Source organism: Pantoea allii (assembly GCF_002307475.1).
In the GTDB taxonomy this organism is placed as follows: domain Bacteria; phylum Pseudomonadota; class Gammaproteobacteria; order Enterobacterales; family Enterobacteriaceae; genus Pantoea; species Pantoea allii.
Genome location: NZ_NTMH01000040.1, coordinates 362932 through 385763, shown reverse-complemented (window position 1 = coordinate 385763; position 22832 = coordinate 362932). Strand labels below are relative to the sequence as shown.

The 22832-nt window shown below is 52.5% G+C and carries 24 protein-coding genes; 13 read left to right on the top strand and 11 right to left on the bottom strand.

The features are described 5' to 3' along the window. Positions 1-376: 376 nt before the first annotated feature. The 4 genes from murJ to rimJ form a co-directional block, all read right to left on the bottom strand. Entirely contained in the window at positions 377-1915 is a 1539-nt protein-coding gene (gene murJ / locus CMR03_RS18960; protein WP_063879048.1) for a murein biosynthesis integral membrane protein MurJ, read from the bottom strand. A 121-nt stretch (positions 1916-2036) separates the two neighbouring features. Next, the gene (locus tag CMR03_RS18955) at positions 2037-2957 is read right to left on the bottom strand and encodes a Gfo/Idh/MocA family protein (RefSeq protein WP_096012328.1); all 921 of its coding nucleotides are present in this window, start codon (positions 2955-2957) and stop codon (positions 2037-2039) included. Continuing rightward, positions 2958-3599 (bottom strand): DUF480 domain-containing protein, encoded by a 642-nt coding sequence (locus CMR03_RS18950; RefSeq protein WP_096012327.1) that lies wholly within the window; start codon positions 3597-3599, stop codon positions 2958-2960. It lies immediately after the preceding gene. Positions 3600-3614: 15 nt separating this feature from the next. Further along, the gene (gene rimJ / locus CMR03_RS18945; RefSeq protein WP_063879045.1) at positions 3615-4205 is read right to left on the bottom strand and encodes a ribosomal protein S5-alanine N-acetyltransferase; all 591 of its coding nucleotides are present in this window, start codon (positions 4203-4205) and stop codon (positions 3615-3617) included. 441 nt (positions 4206-4646) lie between these two features. Here rimJ and CMR03_RS18935 point away from each other — a divergent pair, with 441 nt between their 5' ends. The 8 genes from CMR03_RS18935 to CMR03_RS18900 all read left to right on the top strand — a co-directional run bounded on the left by CMR03_RS18935 (position 4647) and on the right by CMR03_RS18900 (position 10297). Next, positions 4647-5210, top strand: a complete 564-nt coding sequence (locus CMR03_RS18935) for a lipoprotein (RefSeq protein ID WP_096012325.1) — start codon at positions 4647-4649, stop codon at positions 5208-5210. 157 nt (positions 5211-5367) lie between these two features. Further along, positions 5368-6411 (top strand): dihydroorotase, encoded by a 1044-nt coding sequence (gene pyrC / locus CMR03_RS18930; RefSeq protein ID WP_063879042.1) that lies wholly within the window; start codon positions 5368-5370, stop codon positions 6409-6411. Between the two features lie 62 nt (positions 6412-6473). Next, entirely contained in the window at positions 6474-6719 is a 246-nt protein-coding gene (dinI, locus tag CMR03_RS18925; RefSeq protein WP_096012324.1) for a DNA damage-inducible protein I, read from the top strand. 145 nt (positions 6720-6864) lie between these two features. After that, positions 6865-7137, top strand: coding sequence for a hypothetical protein (locus CMR03_RS18920; protein ID WP_063879040.1), 273 nt, complete (start codon positions 6865-6867; stop codon positions 7135-7137). A gap of 247 nt (positions 7138-7384) precedes the next feature. Next, positions 7385-7639, top strand: a complete 255-nt coding sequence (bssS, locus tag CMR03_RS18915; RefSeq protein ID WP_063879039.1) for a biofilm formation regulator BssS — start codon at positions 7385-7387, stop codon at positions 7637-7639. Between the two features lie 96 nt (positions 7640-7735). After that, on the top strand, positions 7736-8851 hold the full coding sequence (gene solA, locus CMR03_RS18910; RefSeq protein WP_096012323.1) for an N-methyl-L-tryptophan oxidase: 1116 nt from the start codon (positions 7736-7738) through the stop codon (positions 8849-8851). Between the two features lie 293 nt (positions 8852-9144). Beyond that, positions 9145-9720: a cytochrome b gene (locus CMR03_RS18905; protein WP_096012322.1), complete on the top strand. Its 576-nt coding sequence runs from the start codon at positions 9145-9147 to the stop codon at positions 9718-9720. Position 9721: 1 nt separating this feature from the next. Next, a complete protein-coding gene (locus CMR03_RS18900; RefSeq protein ID WP_063879036.1) occupies positions 9722-10297 on the top strand; it encodes a YceI family protein in 576 nt (191 codons plus the stop codon). 38 nt (positions 10298-10335) lie between these two features. Here the strand turns inward: CMR03_RS18900 and trhO are convergent, their stop codons facing one another. Then, positions 10336-11385 carry an oxygen-dependent tRNA uridine(34) hydroxylase TrhO gene (gene trhO / locus CMR03_RS18895; RefSeq protein WP_063879035.1) on the bottom strand — a complete coding sequence of 350 codons (1050 nt, stop codon included), beginning with the start codon at positions 11383-11385 and terminating at the stop codon, positions 10336-10338. A gap of 263 nt (positions 11386-11648) precedes the next feature. Here trhO and CMR03_RS18890 point away from each other — a divergent pair, with 263 nt between their 5' ends. From CMR03_RS18890 to CMR03_RS18880, 3 genes are all read left to right on the top strand, one after another. Beyond that, the gene (locus CMR03_RS18890; RefSeq protein ID WP_063879034.1) at positions 11649-12572 is read left to right on the top strand and encodes a Kdo(2)-lipid IV(A) acyltransferase; all 924 of its coding nucleotides are present in this window, start codon (positions 11649-11651) and stop codon (positions 12570-12572) included. A 242-nt stretch (positions 12573-12814) separates the two neighbouring features. Next, positions 12815-13165, top strand: coding sequence for a DUF3147 family protein (locus CMR03_RS18885; RefSeq protein ID WP_063879033.1), 351 nt, complete (start codon positions 12815-12817; stop codon positions 13163-13165). 185 nt (positions 13166-13350) lie between these two features. Further along, positions 13351-13752: a MysB family protein gene (locus tag CMR03_RS18880; protein ID WP_063879032.1), complete on the top strand. Its 402-nt coding sequence runs from the start codon at positions 13351-13353 to the stop codon at positions 13750-13752. On the opposite strand, the gene CMR03_RS18875 is transcribed toward CMR03_RS18880, so the two are convergent. The 3 genes from CMR03_RS18875 to CMR03_RS18865 all read right to left on the bottom strand — a co-directional run bounded on the left by CMR03_RS18875 (position 13743) and on the right by CMR03_RS18865 (position 18213). Next, a complete protein-coding gene (locus tag CMR03_RS18875; protein WP_063879031.1) occupies positions 13743-13982 on the bottom strand; it encodes a YceK/YidQ family lipoprotein in 240 nt (79 codons plus the stop codon). The two genes, CMR03_RS18880 and CMR03_RS18875, sit on opposite strands and share 10 nt — an antisense overlap. A 147-nt stretch (positions 13983-14129) precedes the next feature. Further along, on the bottom strand, positions 14130-16682 hold the full coding sequence (gene mdoH, locus CMR03_RS18870) for a glucans biosynthesis glucosyltransferase MdoH (RefSeq protein ID WP_063879030.1): 2553 nt from the start codon (positions 16680-16682) through the stop codon (positions 14130-14132). Then, the gene (locus CMR03_RS18865; protein ID WP_172823920.1) at positions 16675-18213 is read right to left on the bottom strand and encodes a glucan biosynthesis protein G; all 1539 of its coding nucleotides are present in this window, start codon (positions 18211-18213) and stop codon (positions 16675-16677) included. Before CMR03_RS18865 ends, mdoH begins: the two co-directional genes overlap by 8 nt. Positions 18214-18493: 280 nt before the next feature. Here CMR03_RS18865 and mdoC point away from each other — a divergent pair, with 280 nt between their 5' ends. Continuing rightward, complete coding sequence (mdoC, locus tag CMR03_RS18860) at positions 18494-19609, top strand: glucans biosynthesis protein MdoC (protein WP_096012321.1); 1116 nt, start codon at positions 18494-18496, stop codon at positions 19607-19609. A 42-nt stretch (positions 19610-19651) separates the two neighbouring features. Here the strand turns inward: mdoC and CMR03_RS18855 are convergent, their stop codons facing one another. Beyond that, a complete protein-coding gene (locus tag CMR03_RS18855; protein WP_096012320.1) occupies positions 19652-21112 on the bottom strand; it encodes a phospholipase D family protein in 1461 nt (486 codons plus the stop codon). Between the two features lie 156 nt (positions 21113-21268). Here CMR03_RS18855 and CMR03_RS18850 point away from each other — a divergent pair, with 156 nt between their 5' ends. After that, a complete protein-coding gene (locus CMR03_RS18850; RefSeq protein WP_096012319.1) occupies positions 21269-22429 on the top strand; it encodes a glycoside hydrolase family 1 protein in 1161 nt (386 codons plus the stop codon). Here CMR03_RS18850 and CMR03_RS25290 read toward each other — a convergent pair. After that, on the bottom strand, positions 22420-22593 hold the full coding sequence (locus CMR03_RS25290) for a hypothetical protein (RefSeq protein WP_164484302.1): 174 nt from the start codon (positions 22591-22593) through the stop codon (positions 22420-22422). The genes CMR03_RS18850 and CMR03_RS25290 overlap by 10 nt on opposite strands. Before the next feature lie 32 nt (positions 22594-22625). Then, complete coding sequence (locus CMR03_RS25285) at positions 22626-22769, bottom strand: hypothetical protein (protein ID WP_014606152.1); 144 nt, start codon at positions 22767-22769, stop codon at positions 22626-22628. Positions 22770-22832 lie beyond the last annotated feature (63 nt).

Sequence of the window (22832 nt, the reverse complement as noted above, 5' to 3'; positions counted from 1 at the left end):
GCAAAAATCTACTTTTGAATCAATTTATTACAACATTAGCATTTTCACGATCCCGCTTTTCCAGATACGAAAGATCAACGAATAAACCGTGAATTATTGATGACAAATCTCAGTGAAACGCTTTTTTCTCGCTACATCACAGGTTGTACCTTCATCACAACGCTTTATTCATCAACCCTTGCCATAACATGAGCCGGTATCACCTGCGCTTAATAGCGCAACCAGGAGCGTTGCATCATGGCTGTCATTGAGTGAGGCCGAGGGAACGCCGTACCTCACCTTGCTCTGCGCCTGGGCAGTAAAAAGCCGCAACGTGATCCGTTGCGGCTTGCATAAAGGGTTAACACATCACGCTACGCTCAAGGCATTGTTACATTCAGACGGTCGTGCGTCGCGCATAATCGCGCAGGCGAAAGCCCATCAGCCCAAGCGCCAGGAAGTAAGCGCCACCGCCAACGGCACAGACCAACGCCAGCCGCAGCAAACGCCACAGCATGTTGCCCTGCTCCCAGACAGGCATCCAGTAGAGCATCGCAAACAGCGCGGCAGCCATTATCACGACAGCCACCAATAAACGCAGTAAAAAACCTACCCATCCCGGTTGCGGCTGGAAGATTTTCTTTTTACGCAGTTGCCAGTAAAGCAGCGCGGCATTCAGACAGGCACCCAAACCAATTGAGAGCGCCAGCCCGGCATGCTTAAGAGGGCCGATAAAGGCCAGATTCATAAGCTGGGTCACAATCAGCGTTACAATAGCAATTTTGACTGGGGTTTTAATGTCCTGACGTGAATAGAATCCCGGTGCCAGTACTTTCACCACAATCAGGCCCATCAGGCCGACCGAATAGGCGATCAGGGCGCGCTGGGTCATCGCCGCATCAAAAGCGGTAAACTTGCCATACTGGAACAAGGCGATAGTCAGAGGCCCGGACAACATGCCTAACGCCACCGCACTGGGTAACGCCAGCAAAAAGCATAAGCGCAGGCCCCAGTCCATTAAGCGTGAATATTCATCATGATTGCCACTGGAGAAACTTTTCGCCAGTGACGGCAACAAAATGGTTCCCAGCGCAACGCCCAGTACGCCGGAAGGAAACTCCATCAGGCGGTCAGCATAATACATCCAGGAAACGGAACCAGACACCAAAAAAGAAGCAAAAATGGTGTTGATGATGAGCGAGATTTGACTGACCGACACGCCCAGAATCGCGGGTCCCATTTGACGCATAACGCGCCATACACCGGCATCACGCAGGTTGAGACGCGGCAGGACCAGCATCCCCAGTTTTTTGAGATGGGGTAACTGGTAGCCCAGTTGTAACACGCCGCCCACCACTACGGCCCACGCCAGTGCCATAACAGGCGGATGAAAGTGCGGTGCGGCAAAAAGGGCAAAACCAATCATGCTGACATTCAGCAAGGTTGGCGCAAATGCGGGAACGGAGAAACGGTTCCAGGTGTTCAGTATCGCCCCGGCGAGTGACGCCAGGGAGATCAGCAGAATATACGGAAAGGTCACGCGCAACAGCGCGCTGGTGAGGGCGAATTTATCTGCGGTGTCCGCAAACCCCGGCGCGGTCACCAGAATGACCCAGGGCGCGGCAACCATTCCTGCCACGGTCACCAGGGCCAGAGCCAGGGTAAGCAGCCCCGATACGTAGGCCACAAACAACCGGGTGGCTTCTTCTCCCTGCTTACTTTTGTATTCCGCCAGAATGGGGACAAAAGCCTGCGAGAACGCGCCTTCCGCAAAAATACGTCGCAGCAAATTGGGCAGTTTAAACGCCACAAAGAAGGCGTCAGTGGCCATGCCGGCGCCGAATACACGCGCCACAATGGCATCACGGGCGAAGCCCAGCACGCGGGAAAACAGAGTCATAGAACTGACCGCTGCCAGCGATTTCAACAAATTCATAATTGACGGGGCATCCTGAAAAGAATCGGCTAAATGCGTGACTTAGCACGGGTTAGGTCACAGCTCGGGCGATAGTCTACTGCCATCGTACGAAATGACCAGCGCTGAGTGTTACAAGGCATTATTCCCGTTCGGCATCGCGCCACATCGATTCGACCACGCGTTGCGCCAGCAGGGCCTGCTCGCCGCTGGTCTCCGGCTTTGTCTGATTTTCGACACATTGAATAAAATGTTCTGCCGCCCCGACAAAACCGCGTTGGGCAAGATGGCTCTGCCATGGCGCAGGCGGTGTGATGATCACGCCCGCCCCGCGCTCCTCCTGCCAGTCGCGCATATCCAGAATATCAATGCACTTGCCCTCCCCTACCGCGCTGATGCGTTCACGCTGGCTTCCTGCACGACGATGCATGCTGGTGGTTACCTGCACCTGACCGGCATTGAAATGGTGCTCAGCATAGAGCATTTGTCCCTGTTCATTGGTGGCGATATGTCCCTGCCGGGGAAGCCTGCGCCCTCCGGTCAGCCACAGCGCGGTGTCGACGACATGAAGGTAATCATCCAGTAAGGTGAAGCGAAGATCATGCGGCCCTACGCTGTCGCCGCGATGTTTCTCAATGCGCAGTGAGGCAACGGCGTCCATCTCCGCCTTGAGCTGCTGATAGCGGGGCGCAAAACGGCGGTTAAAAGCCACCATCAACCGGCGCTGTTTCTTTTCGGCCAGCGTCACCAGCATTTCAGCCTGGTTAAGGGTTTCCGCCAGCGGTTTATCCACACACACATCCTTTCCTGCCAGCAGCAGCGCATGCACCACTTCGTAGTGGCTGGCGGTACTGGTATGAACAAACACGGCATCACAGGCGGCAGCAAGATCATTCAAAGACCCGAAACACGGAATACGATAACGTTCACAGACGACCTGCGCTTTTGCCTGATTAGGGGAAAAGGCACCGACCAACTGCCAGGATTGAGCCTGAGACAGAACCGGCAGCCAGGCCTTTTGTGCAATACCACCCAACCCGACTACACCAATGCGAATCGTCATCTATTGTTCTCTTTCCAGTAAAAGCGCCAGTTGCGCCTGTAAGTCTGCAACAGACTGCTCCAGCAACGTCACGCGTTCCAGTAGCGCAGCATCATCCGGGACGGCATCAGCCTGAGAGGGTATTTGCTCCACGTCGCCGGCAAACAGGTGCATAAAACGGCTTTCACGTTTGCCGGGTTCGCGGGCCAGGCGCACCACCATCGCACCGTCCTCGCGCGATGCCAGCCCTTCCAGGGTCTGTTCGACTTCGGTGACATCTACAAACTCATGCAGGCGACCACTTCGCGTGCGCAGTTCGCCCGGGGTTTGCGCCCCGCGCAGGAACAGTAATGTGAGTACGGCGACTTCTGCACGACTCAGTTGCAAATGACCAAAAGCTGAATTGCAGAAACGCTGTTCGTATTTAACGACCCGTTGACCGAAGCCGCTGTTAGACGTGACCAGGTGTTTTTTTACCAGTAGATCGAGTTCAGCCTGCACGTCGCTTTCGCTCAGCCCCATAACCGGTTCGCGGTTTGATTTCTGATTACAGGCGGTCACTACGCCGTTTAATGAGAGCGGATACTGTTCCGGTGTAGTGATTTGCTTTTCCAGCAGGCAACCCAGAACGCGCAGGGCCTGCGCTGATAAGGCCATCTTCATTCAGCATTCCTCTTCTTACCCACGACGATTAGGTGTCCATTCTTTGCAGGTTAACGCCGTGAGGACATGATCCTGCCACTGGCCGTTAATCATTAAATAATTTTTAGCATATCCCTCTTTTTCAAAGCCCAGGCGCGCCAGCAGATCACCACTGCGCTGGTTGTGCGGCATATAGTTAGCCATGATGCGATGAATATATTGTTGCCGCTGCATGTACGGGATCGCCGACTGTAGTGCCTCAAACATCATGCCCTGCCCCTGCCACTTCTCACCGAGGGAATAGCCGAGATAGCAGGCATGAAACGCCCCACGCAGGACATTGCTAAAGTTCGCCACGCCGCGGACTTCCGTTTCGTTGCTGTCCATCAAAACAAAGTAGAAAGCTGAACCCTGTTTGTGCATCTCTGCAATCAGGCCCAGCCGGGCCTGCCAGCCAGACGGATAGCAGTGGCTGTCATCACGTACCGGTTCCCAGGGTCTGAGAAAATCGCGATTTTCAGCATAGTAGTCCGCTAATCGCCACGCATCACGTTCGTGAACCAGTCTTACCACCAGCCGCTCGGTGGTGAGTCGCACCCTCAGCGCGGCAGAACGATAGCCAAACATCATCTCTCCTGAAATCCATGGCGGGAAGGAAATGCCAGTCTTTGATAACATTCACTATAACCGCCGCCAGGTCTGCGGTAAAACGTTACACACACAATGGCCGCCGGGCTGTTTGTTTATCATCCGACACGCTGACCGATTAGGTGATCGGAATGGTTTTACGCTGACCGGCATGATAAAGGCCGCGTCTGATGTCGCCGTGGTTTTCATCCCCTCCTTGCTTTGCCTTGACAGCATCAGCCCCTGACAAAGCCGCCTGACTTGCGCCAGAAGGCGCATTTACCGGACAAGCTCAGGCCGTGCATTTATGCCTGTGGGACCTCCAGCGCCCTGGCTGAAAGGCACATACGGCAACGCCATCTCAGCCCATTCCTGATGACAGACTGCCTGCATTCAGGCAGGCTATGGCGTGATCTACTTTTTCATTTAAATGAGGGAAATATGAAGAAGGCTTTTTACGGGCTGATTGCCCTGTTTTTAGCGGTATTGCTGAGCGGCTGTAATCAGTTAACCCAATACACCATCAGCGAACAGGAAGTGAATCAGGCACTGCAAAAACACAATAATTTCGAAAAAGACATTGGTGTGTCGGGACTGGTTAATGCCCATATCGTGCTGAATAACCTCACCAGTCAGATTGGTCGTGAGGAGCCGGGTAAGGTCACGTTATCGGGTAATGCCAAGATCAATGTGTCCTCGCTGTTTGGCCCACAGCAGGCCGATATGCAACTCAAGATGCGCGCCCAACCTGTGTTCGACCAACAGCAAGGTGCCGTCTACCTGCGTGATATGGAAATCGTGGATGCGCAGGTTCAGCCAGACAAGATGGCTTCTATCATGAAAACGCTGACGCCCTACCTGAATCAGTCGCTAAAAAGCTATTTTGACCAGCAGCCTGCGTATGTGCTGAGCGCCGACCGCAGTAAAGCTGAATCGCTGGCGAAAAAATTTGCTAAAGGTCTGGAAGTTAAACCTGGCGAACTGGTGATTCCGTTCACCGATTAATGCTTTACCGATGTCTTGATCCCGCTTCAACTCCGCGCTTTTCGGCGCGGATTTTTTTTGAGATGCAAAAACAGGTGCAAACGGTTGCCTGAGTCCTTATGCTTATAACCCGGCCCAAACACGCCATTCGTTTATCCTTCATGCCGGAGCCGTATTAATGACCGCACAACCTCAGCAACTTACTATCCGCCGCCCAGATGACTGGCATATCCATCTTCGTGATGACGATATGCTTAAAACCGTGCTGCCTTATACCAGCGCGGTCAATGGTCGTGCCATCGTCATGCCTAATCTGGTTCCGCCGGTGATAAGCGTCGCAGCGGGCGAAGCTTATCGCGATCGCATTCTGGCCGCGTTGCCTGATGGTCATGCTTTTACGCCGCTGATGACCTGCTATCTCACTGACTCGTTAGATCCTGAAGAACTGACACGCGGCTTCCGTTCCGGGTTGTTCACGGCAGCCAAGCTCTATCCTGCTCATGCGACCACCAATTCCAGTCATGGCGTCACCAATATTCAGTCAATTGCCTCGGTGCTGGAGCGGATGCAAACGCTGGGCATGCCGCTGTTGGTGCACGGTGAAGTCACCGACGCGCATATTGATATCTTTGATCGCGAAGCCCGCTTTATTGAAACGGTAATGGAGCCGCTGCGTCAGCAATTTCCTGCGTTGAAAGTCGTGATGGAGCACATTACGACTAAAGACGCGGCGGAATATGTGGAAAGTGCCAATGAAAATCTGGCCGCCACCATCACCCCTCAACACCTGATGTTCAATCGTAACCATATGCTGGTCGGCGGGATTCGTCCTCATCTTTACTGCCTGCCGATCCTGAAGCGCAATACACATCAGCAGGCTCTGCGTAAGGTGGTAGCCAGCGGTCATCCACGCGTCTTCCTGGGGACCGACACGGCACCGCACTTAAGTCATCTGAAAGAGAGCAGTTGCGGCTGTGCAGGCGTCTTTAATGCGCCAACGTCCCTGCCCGCTTACGCGACGGTATTTGAAGAGCTCGATGCCCTGCAGCATTTTGAAGCGTTCTGTTCTGAGAATGGTCCACGCTTCTATGGCCTGCCGCTTAATCAGGACCAGATCACGCTGGTGCGTGAGCCGTGGACAGTGGCAGAAACCATTGAGATGGGTTCACATCAGCTGGTGCCTTTCCTTGCCGGTGAAACGCTGAACTGGCGCGTAAAATAATTTCACTTGCCTCCCGATTAATAATACTGTAGTTATATACAGTATCTTATACGGAGGCTTTTATGCGTGTTGAAATTACCGTTGCCAAGACCCAACCTCTTCCCGCTGGCGCGATGGAAGCTCTGAGCCAGGAGCTGTCGCGCCGCATTGATGAACACTTTCCGCAATTCACGAACCACGTCAAGGTGCGTTACGCCACGGCTAACCAGTTAAGCGTTCTGGGTGGTGATAAAGATACGCGTGATCAAATCAGCGAAATCCTGCAACAAACATGGGAAAGCGCTGACGACTGGTTTATTACCGATTAACCGCTACTGTGCTGTTTTTTGCCGGGTTTCGCCACCCGGTTTTTTTATCTTCATTTAAAGTCTGACTAACCGCTCGCCCCATCTGGACTCCGAATGATCAATGCCCTATGCTGGCGCTGATCATGCATAAAAGGAGTTGCATCCCATGACTACAGACAAACCAGAAGAAGCGATGACCTTTGGCGAGCTGTTAACGCTTATCGGTGAACAGCAGCGTCGTTTAACGGTGCTGGAAAATGCATTCTCCAGCCTGATTTTCTGTCTTGATGACCGGGCCAGTCAGTTACTGGTGCATAATCTTTCTCTTGAAGCGCAAAATCAAAACCATGATGAGCAGCTGCAGCAGCAGTTTGCCCGCCTGGCAGAGACGTTACAAAAGCGCAGCGGCACGACAGGCGCTGAAACCTCGCTTATCTGACGTGGTGTCAACGAGGGATAATAGGCCATTTTTATTGTTCAATTAGGACGATTACTGCCCCAGCATTCAGGTATTATATCTTCTCAGCCTTACCGTTTTAGAAACAAATATTCTGCTTTCAGGCGTTCCGTGATACGTTTAATCAGTAAATCGCTATTTTGCTGTTATAATTGTTTCGCAGTGGAAATTAAAAAGCCGCATTGAACCTCATCATGCACTTCGTTTAACGAGTAATAAGGAGGTTATAATGGACAGTCGCAAAGATGTAATTCAGACCCATCCACTGGTGGGCTGGGATATTAGTACTGTTGACAGCTATGATGCGATGATGATCCGTCTGCACTCCCTTTCGTCGCAAGATCAAACTGAAGAAGACGCAGACGTTGGCCCTACCTACTGGCTGACGACTGATGTAGCAAAGCAGTTCATCTCCATTCTTGAAGCGGGTATCGCTAAGATTGAATCTGCCGAGCAGATAGAACGACTACTAAAGAAGCATTAATACTGCTGCATCAGCAAGGCACCCTCCAGGGTGCCTTTTTTATTGGGCTTTCTGGTATGCTGTTGATTATGTAACCCTTTCAGGAGTTCCATTTTCATGATTTACGATCTTATTGTGGTCGGTAGCGGTTCCGTTGGCGCAGCCGCAGGCTATTACGCCACACAAGCGGGCCTCTCCGTGCTGATGATTGACAGCGCACATCCGCCCCATACTCAAGGCGCTCACCACGGCGAAAGCCGCCTCATCCGTCATGCTTACGGAGAAGGCGAACGCTATGTCCCTTTGGTTTTGCGGGCACAAGCATTATGGGATGCGCTGGAACAGCAGGCTGGCGAACGCATCATGCACCGTTGCGGCGTCTTAAATATCGCGCCCGCGCATTCCGAATTTATCCAAAACGTCATCAATAGCGCAAAAACCTGGCAGCTTGCTGTCGAGGTATTACAGGCCGAGGAAGTCCGAAAACGCTGGCCACAGTTTACCGTTCCCGATGGTTATCTGGGCGTCTTTGAACCTCAGTCCGGCTTTTTAAAAAGCGAACAGGCCGTACGAAGCTGGATTCAGCTGGCCGAAAAACAGGGCTGCGCGCAGCTGTTTAACTGCCCGGTGACGCAAATCAGCCGCGAAGGCGATTTACAGCAGGTCACCACTCTTGACGGCATTTATCGCGGTCGCAAGATGCTGGTGAGCGCAGGCACATGGGTGAGCAAACTGATACCTGACCTGCCGGTATCACCAACACGTAAAGTCTTTGCCTGGTATCAGGCGGATGGGCGCTACAGTGAAAACAATGCGTTTCCGGGGTTCACCTGTGAAATGGCCGATGGCAGCCAGTATTACGGCTTCCCCGCCGATAACAACGCCCTGAAGGTAGGCCGCCATGACGGTGGTCAGCTGATGACCCAACCGGAAGACCGCAAACCTTTCGGCAGCCTTGCCGCCGATGGCAGTGAAACATTTCGCTTTTTACGCCAGTTCTTGCCTGGCGTGGGCGTATGTCTGCACGGCGAAGCCTGTAGTTATGATTTCAGTCCCGATGAAGATTTTATTATCGATACCTTGCCGGGCGAACCCAATCGTCTGGTGATAACCGGCTTAAGCGGCCACGGATTTAAATTTGCCAGCGTGTTAGGTGAGCTCGCCAGTCAGTTTGCTCAGAACCAGCCTTTTGAATTTGATCTCTCACCGTTCAGGCTGTCACGTTTTCATTAAAAACGGTGCGGCGAACGGGATTAACCTGGCGCCGCGCTGACATAAATTTACACTCAGCGATTTTTTACGTTTTATTCCCTCGTTATCTCTCCATTACCGGCCAGTTTTGTCCCCTTTTTGACTTTTTCATCCATTCTGGAATTTTCTCATTCAATAATATTGTGCTTACCCGATTCACTTCGCGAGTCGATTTCATCAGTACACAAGATATTTATAGAAAAGTAAGCATTATTGCTTTTGTGTTTCATTCTGTAGATTCTTATTTCCACTTATTCTTAAGATGCCGCTGCAAAATGTCGCTAAATAATTCATCCAGCCATTATGGATTGCTCTCTGTTTTCTTACACTGGTCAATGGCATTGGTCATTTATGCCATGTTCGCACTGGGTTTATGGATGGTCGGTCTGAGCTATTACGATACCTGGTATCACAATGCGCCAGAGATCCATAAAAGCATTGGTGTCATGCTGATGCTGGCCCTGATTATTCGTCTCCTGTGGCGCGTGATTTCCCCGCCGCCCAAACCCCTGAGCAGCTATTCTGCCGCCGTACGTATCAGCGCGGTCGTCGCGCATTGGTTACTTTACAGCCTGCTTATCGCCATTTTATTCAGCGGTTATTTAATCTCTACCGCCGACGGCAAACCCATTTCCGTATTCGGGTGGTTTTCCCTGCCTGCTCTACTGACCGGCGCGGGCGAACAGGCAGATTTAGCGGGAGATATTCATTTATGGCTGGCATGGAGCATTGTGATCCTTTCAGGCTTACATGGCCTGGCCGCGTTAAAACACCACTTTATCGATCGCGATATCACCCTGAAAAGGATGCTGGGTCTGCGCATCCGATCAACCTCTGAAAAGGAAAAGTAATATGTTTAAGAAAACGCTTCTGGCCATCACAAGCGCCGGTTTACTGCTGGGTTCACTGACCGCCAACGCGGCTGATTATAAAATTGATAAAGAAGGCCAGCACGCCTTTGTTCAGTTCCGTATTCAGCATTTAGGCTACAGCTGGCTGTACGGCACCTTTAAAGACTTTGATGGCTCATTCAGCTTTGATGCCAATAACCCCTCGGCGGATAAAGTGGATGTCACCATTAACACCAACAGCGTGGACACCAACCATGCCGAGCGTGACAAACACATTCGTGGCCCGGAATTCCTGAATGTCGCAAAACATCCGACGGCGACGTTTAAGTCCACGGCAGTGAAAAAAGAGGGCGACAAGCTGGCCGTAACGGGTGATTTAACGCTGAACGGCGTGACAAAACCGGTGACGCTGGAAGCCAAAATGATGGGCGAAGGTAAGGACCCATGGGGCGGCTATCGTGCCGGCTTTGAAGCCGAAGGCGAGATTGCGCTGAAAGACTTTAACATTACCCAGGATTTGGGCCCTGCTTCTCAGAAGGTTGAATTAATCATCTCAGTGGAAGGCGTGCGTAAGTAATAACAAGCCGCCTGAAGCCAGGCTTCAGGCGGCGGCGACTATTTGCGGGTTGGCGCTGGAATAGTCATATTCAACAAACCACGCGACTTATTGAAGATTTTATTCCCGTTCTCACGTCCGGCGCGGCGGGCACGTTGTTCTTCAGGTGACAGGCGCGCTTCCTCCTGGCACAGCGGGCTACAGCAGTGCTCGTACTTTTCCGCACAACTTTCACACTGGATGAACAACAGGTGGCAACCGTCATTGACGCAGTTTACGTGGGTGTCACAAGGCGTACCGCACTGATGGCAGTTAGATAACACATCATCTGAAATGCGCTCACCCATACGTTCATCAAAAACAAAGTTTTTACCTTTGAAGCGTACCGGTAAATTTTGTTCACGTGCACGGCGGGCATATTCAATAATGCCGCCCTCGACATGGTAGACATCCTCAAAACCGTTATGCCGCATCCAGGCGCTGGCTTTTTCACAGCGAATTCCGCCCGTGCAATACATCACGATTTTTTTATCTTTCTTGTCCTTGAGCATGTCCACAGCCATGGGCAGTTGCTCGCGGAACGTATCGGCGGGCACCTCAAGCGCATTGTCAAAACGCCCCACTTCATACTCGTAGTGATTTCGCATATCGACGAAGACCGCATCAGGATCGTCGAGCATGGCGTTCACGTCTGCCGCCTTCAAATAGTTGCCAACATCGCTGGCATCAAAGGTCTCGTCATCGATGCCATCGGCAACAATGCGGTCACGCACTTTCAACCGCAGTACCCAGAATGATTTGCCATCGTCGTCGAGCGCAATATTCATTCGCAGGTTATTCAACGCCGGATCAAAGCCGTACAGAAAAGCTCTCATCGCCTCGTACTGGCTGGCGGGAACGCTGAGCTGTGCATTGATACCTTCGTGCGCGACGTAAATACGGCCAAACACCTTTAACGCGGTTAAACCGAGGTACAGTTCGTCACGAAACGCTTTTGGATCGGCAATAGTGAAATACTTGTAAAAAGAGACTGTGGTGCGCGGCTCGGTTTCAGCCAACATACGCGCCTTCAGCTCTTTATTGGAAACAAGGTTATGTAACACTGGCATGGTGTTCGTTCCTGTTATCAATAGAAGAAATTTAGCGCGCACATGATACCTGAATTGATAAAAATGCGAAGCGTATAAGAAAAATTGATAGTTAAACCTGTACATTTTCGGTGGCCCGAGTACTTATATCTCTCTTTTTTCACTCCCGGCAACAATCTGCGAAATGTTGTAACATTTCAGCAGTGGGAAAAAAAATGGCACAATAACCGCAACTGACGAAAAACAGCACCGCTGGTGCACGACGCAGGATAATAATATTTAAGATGACCCAATTGCCTCAATTTTCACGTGCGCTTCTTCATCCCCGCTATTGGTTTACCTGGCTGGGTGTCGTTTTACTGTATATCCTGGTATTGCTGCCCTATCCGCTGCTCTATGCGCTGGGTAGCGGCATTGGTCGCCTTGCCAGACGATTTATGAAACGACGCGTTGCCATTGCTCGCCGTAATCTTGAACTCAGCTTCCCGGATATGCCCGATGTCGATCGCGAAGCCATGATCAAGCATAACTTTGAATCGGTGGGCATGGGACTGATTGAAACCGGCATGGCCTGGTTCTGGCCCGACTGGCGGATTCACAAATGGCACAAACCTTCTGGTCTGGAACACATCCAGCAGGCGCATGACACCCAGCGTGGCGTGTTGTTAATTGGCATGCATTTTTTAACGCTGGAGATCGGCGCACGGATGTTTGGCATCCACAATCCCGGCATCGGCGTTTATCGGCCCAACGACAACAAACTCATCGACTGGCTGCAGACGCGAGGCCGCATGCGATCAAACAAAGGGATGTTAGATCGCAAGGATCTTAAAGGCATGATTCGGGCGTTGAAGCGTGGCGATATTATCTGGTACGCACCCGATCATGATTATGGCCCGCGCAGCAGCGTATTTGTGCCCTTCTTTGGCGTCGAAAAGGCGGCAACCACCGTGGGTACGCATATGCTCATTCGTACCGGTAAACCGGCGGTTATTCCCTTTGTACCGCGTCGTCTGCCTGAAGGGCGCGGCTACGAGTTGATTATTTTGCCTGACGTGAGCGCTGACTTTCCGCTGACCAGCGATGAAGACACCGCACGGCGCATGAATAAGGTGGTGGAAGACGGTGTGCTACTGGCACCTGAGCAGTACATGTGGCTACACCGTCGTTTTAAAACCCGTCCAGAGGGGGAACCCTCCCGCTATTGAGTCCACTGCGGCGTCGCGGTCCGTGCCTGTAGCGGACCGCGACGCCGCTGCGATGGCGCAGCCGATGACGATGACGATGATAAACGACAGTGACATAAGAGTGACATCAGCCCCAAGGGTTGTGTACGCTCTGATTCAGCAGTAGAGATCGTGTTAGCATCCTTAAGCATGGTGTTCCACCGGAAACCACGCTGATAACACCGCGAGCGCTGCCGCTTAACTGATTCATTACGGAAAAATTCATGCTCTGGCTTATCTCGAAATATGCGATCACCGCCCTGATGGTGGTGATTATTTCTGAAGCGGCCAGGCGCAGCGATCGCCTGGGTGGACTGCTGGCGGCGCTGCCGCTTGTCACTATCCTTGTGCTGATCTGGATGAAAATTGAAGGACAGACCCAGGCGAAAATTGCCGCTCATGCCTGGTATACGTTTTGGTATGTGGTTCCGACCCTGCCGATGTTTATCCTGTTTCCTTTTCTGTACCAACGCACCGGCTTCTGGCTCACGCTGGGACTCAGTTGCCTGATCACCCTCGTCCTGTTCGTGCTGTGGGCGTTATGCCTGAAAAGGTTTGGTATCGACCTGCTTTAGCCCGTCGTTCCCATCTGGTACTCAACCCAGCAGGCTTGCATACAGAGCCGTTATTCAGCCAGTAAACGCCTCTTATGGTGCAGTTTATGGCCCGAATTTCTGACCTGCGCAGCGTCCTGACTTTCCCTCCTGAAATTTTGGTCTATTCTTCACTGAAATCACGTTAATCAGGCAAGGAGAGAAGCATGAGTATGTTCACTACACTGGAAGAAGCGATTGAGGCTGCACGTGAAGAATTTCTCGTCAGTCATCCGGATATTGAGCAAGACGATGCCTCAATCAACCAGTTTGGCCTGCAAAAATATGTGATGCAGGATGGCGACATCATGTGGCAGGCAGAGTTTTTTGAAGATGAAGGGGATTCTGGCGAGTGTTTACCGGTGCGCAGTGGTGAAGCCGCTCAGGCTATTTTCGACGGCGATTTCGATGAAATTGAACTGCGTCAGGAGTGGTTAGCGGAGAATACACTGCATGAATGGGATGACGGTGAGTTCCAGCTTGAGCCCCCGCTGGACAGCGAGGAAGGTAAAGCCGCTGCACAGGAATGGGAAGACGACAACAGCGACTCTGACCGCAGTTACTCATAAGGTCCGTGGCTGGCATCCACCGGTATCAGTAAAGTATCGACCACCAGCGACAGCGGCAGGTCGAGAATCGTGATCACCCGCCATGCGCCATCCCGGATATCCCACTTTACGCCAGAATAAAACTGATTACCGTGTCCCTGTCCGGGCACGGTACGGCTGATAATACTGCCGCAGCCGCTCAGGGTGACAACAGCCAGGGATAACGCGGTTAATTTAGCGAATTTATTCACAGTTGTGACCCAGATTAAACAGCCGCTATTTTAATCACGAGTGAGGCTGGGTTGCCATCCCATTTCGGTAAAAGTGCAAAATAATGTTGCTGTCTGTAACCTGACGACAGGCATAAAAAAAGCGGCATCTCTGCCGCTTTTTAAGTATTACGCCTGATGCGGTAGCGCATCGGGGTTGAGAGGGAGTTTTTGATAACTCTCTACCCACTGATGATACTTCTCACCGTTTTCCCACAAGCGAGTATGCACACGAGCCAGCACCACCGGATCGCTGATCAGCTGCAGACGCTGCTCCCGACTCAGTTTTTCCGGTGCATCACTCAATGCCTGATCAACCCGGCGATCGCGCGCATAATCCAGCAACTGACTCTGCTTATGACGTGAGGTGGCCAGTGCCGTCGCCAGGGCGTTAAACGCCGGATGGAACAGCGCATGCATAAAGCCATTTTTCAGCGCACGTTGACGGTTCAGCTCCACATAGCGGTCTGTGTCTAACAGCTCCTTCGGCGGATCGTACTCCTCCGGTATCAGGAACAGCTTCGCGTTCTTACTCTTAATGCCAAGGCCTGAGCGGCTCGACATCACCGATACAAAAGGTGACAGAATAAGCGAGAACACGATAGGTGCCAGCCACCACAGGAAGTTGAGATCCAACCAGCCCATGCCGGCGGCCCAGACGATACCTAACGCCATTTGTGAACCGTGGCGCTTAAAGGCTTCGCTCCATGGCGTTGCATCATCGTCACGCTGTGGCGAGTTCCACACCACTTCCCAGCCCAGGAACGCGCTGACCACAAAAACGGTGTGGAACAGCATACGTACCGGCGCCAGCAGTACCGAGAACAGCATTTCCAGCAGCAGAGACACGAACAGACGCAGTGCACCACCGTAAGGTTTCGCCCCTTTGCACCAGATCAGCACGACGCTCAGCAGTTTCGGCAGGAACAACAGTACCAGCGTGGTTGAGAACAGGGCTATCGCCAGTTCAGGACGCCACTGCGGCCACACCGGGAACAGCTGTCTTGGCTGCAGGAAGTAGGTCGGCTCCATCAGCGTATGTACCACCTGAAGCGCGGTGGACAGTGCCAGGAACAGAAACCACAACGGTGCTGACAGATAGGACATCACGCCCGTCAGGAAGACGGCACGGTGAACCGGATGCATTCCTTTCACCAGGAACAGGCGGAAGTTCATCAGGTTACCATGACACCAGCGGCGGTCACGTTTAAGCTCGTCCAGCAGGTTTGGCGGAAGCTCCTCATAGGAGCCCGGCAAATCATAGGCGATCCAGACGCCCCAACCGGCACGGCGCATCAAGGCCGCTTCAACGAAGTCATGCGACAGGATGGAGCCGGCAAACGAACCTTCGCCAGGCAACGGTGCCAGCGCGCAGTGCTCGATAAAGGGTTTCACACGGATGATGGCGTTATGGCCCCAGTAGTGCGACTCACCCAACTGCCAGAAGTGCAGACCGGCGGTAAATAACGGCCCATAAACCCGGGTAGCAAACTGCTGGCAACGCGCATACAGCGTGTCCATGCCCGACGCTTTTGGCGATGACTGAATGATACCGGCATTAGGATTCGCATCCATCATGCGCACCAGCCCCGTCAGACATTCCCCGCTCATGACACTATCGGCATCCAGCACCACCATATAGCTGTAGTTGCTGCCCCAGCGGCGGCAGAAGTCATCAATGTTGCCGCTTTTACGCTTCACACGACGACGACGACGACGGTAGAAAATCTTGCCTGCGCCACCGACGTCACGGACCAGTTCCATCCAGGCTTTCTGCTCAGCAATGGCGATGTCGGCATCATAGCTGTCGCTCAGGATGTAAACATCAAAATGCTCAGCATTACCCGTGCGTACCACGGATTCCCAGGTCGCCCGTAAACCGGCGAAAACGCGTCCCACGTCTTCGTTACAGATCGGCATGATCAGTGCGGTACGGTGCTCAGGATTAAGCGGTTCATCCCCGACGGTAGAGTAAGAAATACTGTATTTATCCCGGCCAATCAGCAGCTGCAGAAAGCCCATCAATGCCGTCCAGAAGCCCGCCGACACCCAACAGAACAGAATCGCAAACAGGAACAAAATCCCGGTCTGCAACACATAAGGCAGGATCTGCATGACAGACTGCTGCCAGTTCTGGTTGATCATGTCCATGGGGTCCAGCAACGTCCAGCCCTGGTAAGGCAAAATGGTTTTCATATACCAGGTGGCGACCACGGTCTGCATGATGGTGAGGATCAACAGGATATAGCGGCGAATGGAGCCAACGTGACGCCACTTTTCTTCGGCGCGCTGCTCTTCGACCGTCGCATAACGGGGCACAGACTTATGGCCACGTAATGAGTCCCAGGCACGTGCCAGCGGATTTGTTCGCCAGGCTTCGGGGAACATCAATGAACGCTTCACTTTCGGCATCGCCTTAAGCGTGGTGCGATCAAGATAATCCTTGCCCAACTGCTGGCCGTCAGCGAGAGAATCGGACCAGGCCATTTCCACGCGTGACGATACCGACTTTAAGGGTGCATCGTCAGGACGATCGCTGGCAGCCACATCCCGGCCCAGCGATTCGTGTAACTGGTGAAACGTCTGCGCGTTTTGTAATGACGCAGCCAGACGCATTTTTCCTGCCGCATCCAGCGGCAGGGCTTCTACATAACGTTGAGGTGTAAAAGTCAGATTATTCATTGGCAGGTAACTGATAGCTCCAGGTTTCCGTCAATGTTTTGTCACCGCTCACCAGCGCTGCGCGCATCTCCGTGGCCTGCTTGTTATCTTTAACACGCAGACGCAGTACCAGACGCCAGCCTTTGGTCACCGGATTGTAGCGAACGCTTTGTTCCACCACTTCACCGTTTTTACCTACGCTGACCTGCGGTGCAACCTGGCTGTCGGCAGGCATTTCACTCATGTCTTTCCCAACGAAATCGATGGTGAAGGCCACGGTGCCATCCGGTTGACGGACTAAATTTGACTGCTTCACGTCGCCGGCTGAACGCAGAGTATCTTTCACCCAGGCAACATCGTCAGAATGCAGTTTGTTTTCATTACGGCCAAAGTGCAGACGATAGTTGAAATCCATCGCTTTGCCCGGTTCTGGCAGGTTTTCCGGTGTCCAGAAAGCCACGATGTTATCGTTCGTCTCGTCGGCGGTTGGAATCTCCACCAGCTCAACGCGCCCTTTGCCCCAGTCACCGAGTGGCTCAACCCAGCCGCTCGGGCGCAGGTCGTAACGGTCATCCAGATCCTGATAGTTATTGAAATCACGGCCGCGCTGTAACAGCCCGAAGCCTTTAGGATTTTCAATCGTATAGGTGCTCACGGCCAGATGGCGTGGGTTATTCAGCGGACGCCAGATCCACTCACCGTTGCCGCTGTGAATCGACAGACCGTCTGAATCATGCAGTTCAGGGCGGAAATTAGACACTGGCGATGGCTGGTTGCGGCCAAACAGGAACATACTGGTTAACGGTGCAATGCCCAGTTTACCGACGCTGTCGCGTAAATAGACTTTGGTCTGCACATCCACCGTGGACTCCTGGCCCGGGTGAATCGTAAAGCGGTAAGCACCGGTTGCGCGTGGCGAATCCAGCAGCGCATAGATCACCAGCTGCTTGTCCTGCGGTTTTGGACGCTCAATCCAGAACTCTTTAAAACGCGGGAACTCTTCGCCTGAGGGCAGCGCAGTATCGATTGCCAGACCACGGGCAGACAGACCATAGACCTGGCCTGCACCAATCACGCGGAAATAGCTGGCGCCGAGGAAGCTGGCGATTTCGTCATCTTTCTTGTTCTTACTGTTCAACGGATACAGGACTTTGAAACCGGCAAAGCCAAGGTTTTTAACCGCATCGGCATCGTGTTTCACATTGCCGAAGTTGAAATAATCAGGACTGTATTTGATTTCACGTACCGTATTGGCGGTGATCTCGTTAATTTTCACCGGCAGATCGAAGTACATCCCCTGATGATAGAATTCGAGTTTGAACGGCGTACGCAGTTTGCCCCAATACGCTTTATCGTGGTTGAACTGAATCTGCTGGTAGTCAGCAAATTTCATATCACGAAATTGAGAGGGTAAATTACTTTTTGGCGCTTCGAAGCTTTTTCCAGACAGATCTTTGGCTTGTTTAGCCACATCATCAAAGTTAAACGCCCAACTGTTGTTGGCATACAAAGCCAGCAGGACTGCCGCGCCAATCCAGCGCATTTTCGTCAGCCCAACATTATTTTTTACTTTAGTCAGCACATCCCCCCCTTTCGTGTGCTTAATACAAACCCGCTTATCTTAATGGATAATTCGGCTTTCCGACAGCTTATGCGCAACAATGTTCCCGATAATCCGCTACTCAGGGGGTGATTTTAGGACAATTAAACGTTACGGGCTCAACTGAGATTCAACTGATAGTAAACTCTGTTATCTGCAGCTAGAATTTCCTTCCGACATAATACGGTTTCAGGGCGAAACCGGCTAAAACGTACTAACGAACTGGAACTTTATGAGTACAATAAAAACTGAGCGTGAATATTTTCTCGACTCCATTCGGGCCTGTTTAATGTTATTGGGCGTGCCGTTTCACGTTTCCCTGATCTATTCGTCACAGAAGTGGGCCGTTAACAGCAGCGAAGCCTCGCTCTGGCTCACCACCCTCAATGATTTTATTCATGCGTTCCGCATGCAGGTCTTTTTTGTCATCTCCGGCTACTTTTCTTACATGCTCTATCTGCGCTATCAGCCTCAGCGCTTTCTGAAAGTGCGTTTAGAGCGGGTTGGCATCCCGATGCTGACAGCTGTGCCACTCATCACGCTTCCGCAGTTTTTTATGCTTAAGGCATGGACAACAAAGTACGCGGACTGGGGCACGCTTCCCCTGTACGACAAATTCAACAACCTGATGTGGGAGCTGATCTCGCACCTGTGGTTTTTACTGGTGCTGTTGATTCTTACCACATTGGGGATGATAACCTTCCGCTGGCTGCGCGATCAGAAGCGTAACATTGATTATCAGCAAGTGGGATGGAGTAAGCTGGCGCTCGGCCTGGTGGTCTGGTGTCTTCTCTGGGGCGGCTTTCGTCGTATTGTGTTTTACACTCACCCTGCGCTGTTAAGCGACGCACTGTTTAATTTTGTCGTGATGCAGACCCTGTTTTACCTGCCCTTTTTCATGTTGGGTGCGCTCAGTTGGAAACATCAGGCATTAAAACAGCTGTTTGTGCGAGTGAATCCGGTGCTGTTTATCGGCGCTGTGCTGCTGCTGGTGGCTTATATCGTCAACCAGCGGACGAGCAGCGGTGAGGGCTGGTTGTATGAGCTGGACGCGTTAATCAGCAGCATGATGGGCCTGTGTATGCTGAACGTCTGTTACAGCCTGGGGCATAAACTGCTTAACTCGCATTCTCCACGCATCATGTACCTGGTGAACGCCTCGCTGTTTATTTACCTGGTGCACCATCCCCTGACGCTGTTATACGGGATCTACGTTACGCCAGTGCTGCATAATAATACGCTGGGCTTTCTGCTGGGCCTGGTCATGGTGTTTGGTGTCTCATTTACGTTGTATGAGTTGCACCTGCGTGTTCCTGTACTGCGCTTTCTGTTTTCCGGTAAACCATAGAAGCGATAACAAAATAAGGCGATCGCTGACGATCGCCTTATTTTAGAGCAGCCACTCGATAGGTAAGCGCCACACGAGTCGAACTTGTAAACGCTGCCACCATGAGCAGCCCGGTTCATGCTTGTGAATCACCTGCTGCGCCTCGCCTGGATACTCCAGCCAGTTCACCCTGCCCCACTTATCCAGTTGTAAGGTCCAGGCGCGATCGCGCATTGAGTCGCTAAACCGCTGGTGCGTGTCGGCGGCCAGCTTTTCACTTTCGATCACCAGCCCCATTTCGGTATTGAGCACTGCGGAGCGCGGATCGAAGTTAAACGACCCGATAAACAGTATCTTTTCATCTACCGAGAACGTCTTCGCATGCAGGCTTGAACCGGAGTTACCGGTTAAGCCGCGATCGTGCGGCGCGTCGTTCAGCCCGGCCTGAGGTTTTAACTCGAACAGCGAGATACCGTGCCGCAGCAGCTTTTTCCGCCATTTCGCATAGCCCGCATGCACAATGGATACGTCGTTTGCCGCCAGCGAGTTGGTTAAAATAGCAATCTTCACACCTTTGCGCTTTAAGGCCAGCAACTGGGCAACGCCGGCGCGGGTTGGCACAAAGTAAGCGGAAATAATGTCAAACTGACGCTGGGGCGTGCCGATCACTTCCAGCATACGCTGTGGCAGGAGTGACCTACGGCGGGCTTTCCCTAGCCCTTTGCGTGGATCATCGCTTAACAATCGCGTCTTTGCCCAGACAAAGGGTAAGGTGTCCTGCGTCAGTTGGTTAATCAGCGAAGAGTGATCCAGCCGGTCAAGATAATGCTGTACTGCCTCGCTGTCTCGCCATTCCGGTGGCAGCACCACATCAGGATGCTCCATGGCCTGCTGTTCCAGTACCTCGTTCAGCGGCGAAACCGGTTTACTGTTCCAGTACCGTTCAAAGTCGTCTGCCACCTCGTTAACCACTGAACCGATAGCCAGCACGTCAAGATCGGCAAAAAGCGGCTCATTGCCTGTACCAAAATATTCGTCGCCAATATTGCGTCCTCCCACGACCGTGGTGACGCCATCTGCTGTGAAGCTTTTGTTATGCATACGCCGGTTAAGGCGAGCAAAGTCAGTGAGATAACCCAGGGCACGTAAGGTACGAAAGGAGAACGGATTGAACAGTCGGACGGTGATATTGGGATGATGATTAAGCTGGGCCAGGGTATCGTCCAGCCCCGGCGTATTGTTATCGTCCAGCAACAACCGCACGGTGACACCGCGATTCGCGGCCTCCAGCATGGCGCTAAACAGCAGCCTGCCAGACATATCGTTTTGCCAGATATAGTATTGTATATCCAGCGTCTTCGCGGCTTTCTCCATCAGCAGGAAACGGGCGGCAAAAGCATCGAGTCCGTCGCTGAGCGGATGAATACCGCTCAACCCCGGATGCTGCTGACAAAGTGGAACAAGCCGTTGTTCAAGCCAGCTCTGCTGTGATGGGCTCTGGGGCAGTTCAAACGCTTCGGTCATGGATATTCCCTAAATCATCCTGTCATTTATTATTATTCCTCCGCGCGACAGCGTATGCCAGCGTCGGTTGCACATCAGACATGCTGATGGCAGCGTTTTTTAGTCTAGACTTAGTCGAACGATCTGTGACTGAGATTTGTCTGGCAGGAGAGGAATATGAGTAACCCGCCCTTAACTGACGACCGATTACGCCATCATCCCCGCCTGTTCCAGAGTTTTTTTCAGGGCAGCTTCCCCTGTTCCACCGCCTGCCGTACACCGGGCAAACGGCTGGATATGGTGATCAGCAGTGGGCACGATATGCTGCTCAGGAAAGACTATGCCGCGCTGGTCGACCTGCGTGTGTTAACCGCGCGGGACGGCGCACGCTGGCACCTGATTGAAAAAACACCCAACCAGTATGACTGGAGTAGCTTTCTGCCCATGGTCGAAGCGGCTCGGGATAATCAGTTACAGGTTATCTGGGAACTGGCCCACTTTGGCTATCCCGACCACATTAATATCTGGAAAGCGGGCTTTGTCGACCACTTCGAACGTTATGCCCGGGAAATGGCAAGGGTGATTCTCGATCAGGGTATCCAGCAGCCTTTTTTCACCCCCATTAACCAGATCTCATTCTGGTCATGGGCAGGCGCAGACGTTGCCTGGTTTAATCCGCATGCCAGCCAGCGCGGTAAAGAACTGAAGCGGCAACTGGTTCGCGCATCCCTGGCCGCCATCCAGGCTATTCGCGAAGTGATCCCTGATGCCCGTTTTGTGCTTACCGATCCACTGGTACAAATTGCCCATCATCCTGACAATCCAGACAGCAAACCCGGGGCTGATGCACAGCACCAGGCGCAGTTTGAAGCCTGGGATATGTTAGCCGGTCGGCTTGATAAGGAACTGGGTGGGCGCGAAGATTGCCTGGATATTCTGGGGCTGAATTACTATCCCGATAACCACTGGTTCTTCCCCGATCAGCCGATGGATAAAGACGATCCCGTACGCGCCCCGCTTCATCTTCTCCTGGCCCAGTACTGGCAGCGTTACCAACGCCCGATGCTGATAGCCGAAACCGGTGACGAAGGCGAAGCCCGCGCGAGCTGGTTACAGGAAGTCAGTGAAAACGTTGCCGTCGCGCTGGACCAGGGCATTGCTATGGAAGGGATTTCGCTTTACCCGGTGGTGGAATACCCGTCATGGGCAGATGACAGGCGTTCGCCGGGTTCACTGTTGGGCCTGGCCGATCCCAATGGCAACCGCACCGTGCATGAGAACCTGGCACTGGTGCTGCGGAGCCAGCAGATAAAATTCAGTAAACGCGATCAGACCTGACGCGACGGGGGTTTGGGATAGCAGGTCTGCGTGTCAACGCCTTCCAGCGGTGGGGCCTGATGGCTGTCGTTTAGCCACGTCACCACAAACAAGAAAGTGACACCGATCAGGCAAGCCGTCAGCAAGCCAATAATTGCAATCAGTTTATCATCTCTCGATTCCATCCCTCACTCCTTTCAGGTCCGGTTGATAAACACTAGCTCATCCAAAGCGTGACGATCAGAACAAAAATGATCAGCGTTACCGACGTCACCGCAAGCACCACAATCGCAAAGTGAGCATCGGCAAGCGGCTGAACCACGGGTTCATCGTGCTCTTCTGGTGGGCTGGGTAACAACATGCTCTTCCTGGTTAACGCGTGACGCAAGGCTACATTTGCGGGTTACAGTGTAGAGCAATCTTA

Bases quoted from the DNA above. Each gene is read 5' to 3' on its own strand.
- murJ (WP_063879048.1), bottom strand. From the start codon at position 1,915: ATGAATTTGTTGAAATCGCTGGCAGCGGTCAGTTCTATGACTCTGTTT.
- CMR03_RS18955 (WP_096012328.1), bottom strand. From the start codon at position 2,957: ATGACGATTCGCATTGGTGTAGTCGGGTTGGGTGGTATTGCACAAAAG.
- CMR03_RS18950 (WP_096012327.1), bottom strand. From the start codon at position 3,599: ATGAAGATGGCCTTATCAGCGCAGGCCCTGCGCGTTCTGGGTTGCCTG.
- rimJ (WP_063879045.1), bottom strand. From the start codon at position 4,205: ATGTTTGGCTATCGTTCTGCCGCGCTGAGGGTGCGACTCACCACCGAG.
- CMR03_RS18935 (WP_096012325.1), top strand. From the start codon at position 4,647: ATGAAGAAGGCTTTTTACGGGCTGATTGCCCTGTTTTTAGCGGTATTG.
- pyrC (WP_063879042.1), top strand. From the start codon at position 5,368: ATGACCGCACAACCTCAGCAACTTACTATCCGCCGCCCAGATGACTGG.
- dinI (WP_096012324.1), top strand. From the start codon at position 6,474: ATGCGTGTTGAAATTACCGTTGCCAAGACCCAACCTCTTCCCGCTGGC.
- CMR03_RS18920 (WP_063879040.1), top strand. From the start codon at position 6,865: ATGACTACAGACAAACCAGAAGAAGCGATGACCTTTGGCGAGCTGTTA.
- bssS (WP_063879039.1), top strand. From the start codon at position 7,385: ATGGACAGTCGCAAAGATGTAATTCAGACCCATCCACTGGTGGGCTGG.
- solA (WP_096012323.1), top strand. From the start codon at position 7,736: ATGATTTACGATCTTATTGTGGTCGGTAGCGGTTCCGTTGGCGCAGCC.
- CMR03_RS18905 (WP_096012322.1), top strand. From the start codon at position 9,145: ATGTCGCTAAATAATTCATCCAGCCATTATGGATTGCTCTCTGTTTTC.
- CMR03_RS18900 (WP_063879036.1), top strand. From the start codon at position 9,722: ATGTTTAAGAAAACGCTTCTGGCCATCACAAGCGCCGGTTTACTGCTG.
- trhO (WP_063879035.1), bottom strand. From the start codon at position 11,385: ATGCCAGTGTTACATAACCTTGTTTCCAATAAAGAGCTGAAGGCGCGT.
- CMR03_RS18890 (WP_063879034.1), top strand. From the start codon at position 11,649: ATGACCCAATTGCCTCAATTTTCACGTGCGCTTCTTCATCCCCGCTAT.
- CMR03_RS18885 (WP_063879033.1), top strand. From the start codon at position 12,815: ATGCTCTGGCTTATCTCGAAATATGCGATCACCGCCCTGATGGTGGTG.
- CMR03_RS18880 (WP_063879032.1), top strand. From the start codon at position 13,351: ATGAGTATGTTCACTACACTGGAAGAAGCGATTGAGGCTGCACGTGAA.
- mdoH (WP_063879030.1), bottom strand. From the start codon at position 16,682: ATGAATAATCTGACTTTTACACCTCAACGTTATGTAGAAGCCCTGCCG.
- mdoC (WP_096012321.1), top strand. From the start codon at position 18,494: ATGAGTACAATAAAAACTGAGCGTGAATATTTTCTCGACTCCATTCGG.
- CMR03_RS18855 (WP_096012320.1), bottom strand. From the start codon at position 21,112: ATGACCGAAGCGTTTGAACTGCCCCAGAGCCCATCACAGCAGAGCTGG.
- CMR03_RS18850 (WP_096012319.1), top strand. From the start codon at position 21,269: ATGAGTAACCCGCCCTTAACTGACGACCGATTACGCCATCATCCCCGC.
- CMR03_RS25290 (WP_164484302.1), bottom strand. From the start codon at position 22,593: ATGGAATCGAGAGATGATAAACTGATTGCAATTATTGGCTTGCTGACG.
- CMR03_RS25285 (WP_014606152.1), bottom strand. From the start codon at position 22,769: ATGTTGTTACCCAGCCCACCAGAAGAGCACGATGAACCCGTGGTTCAG.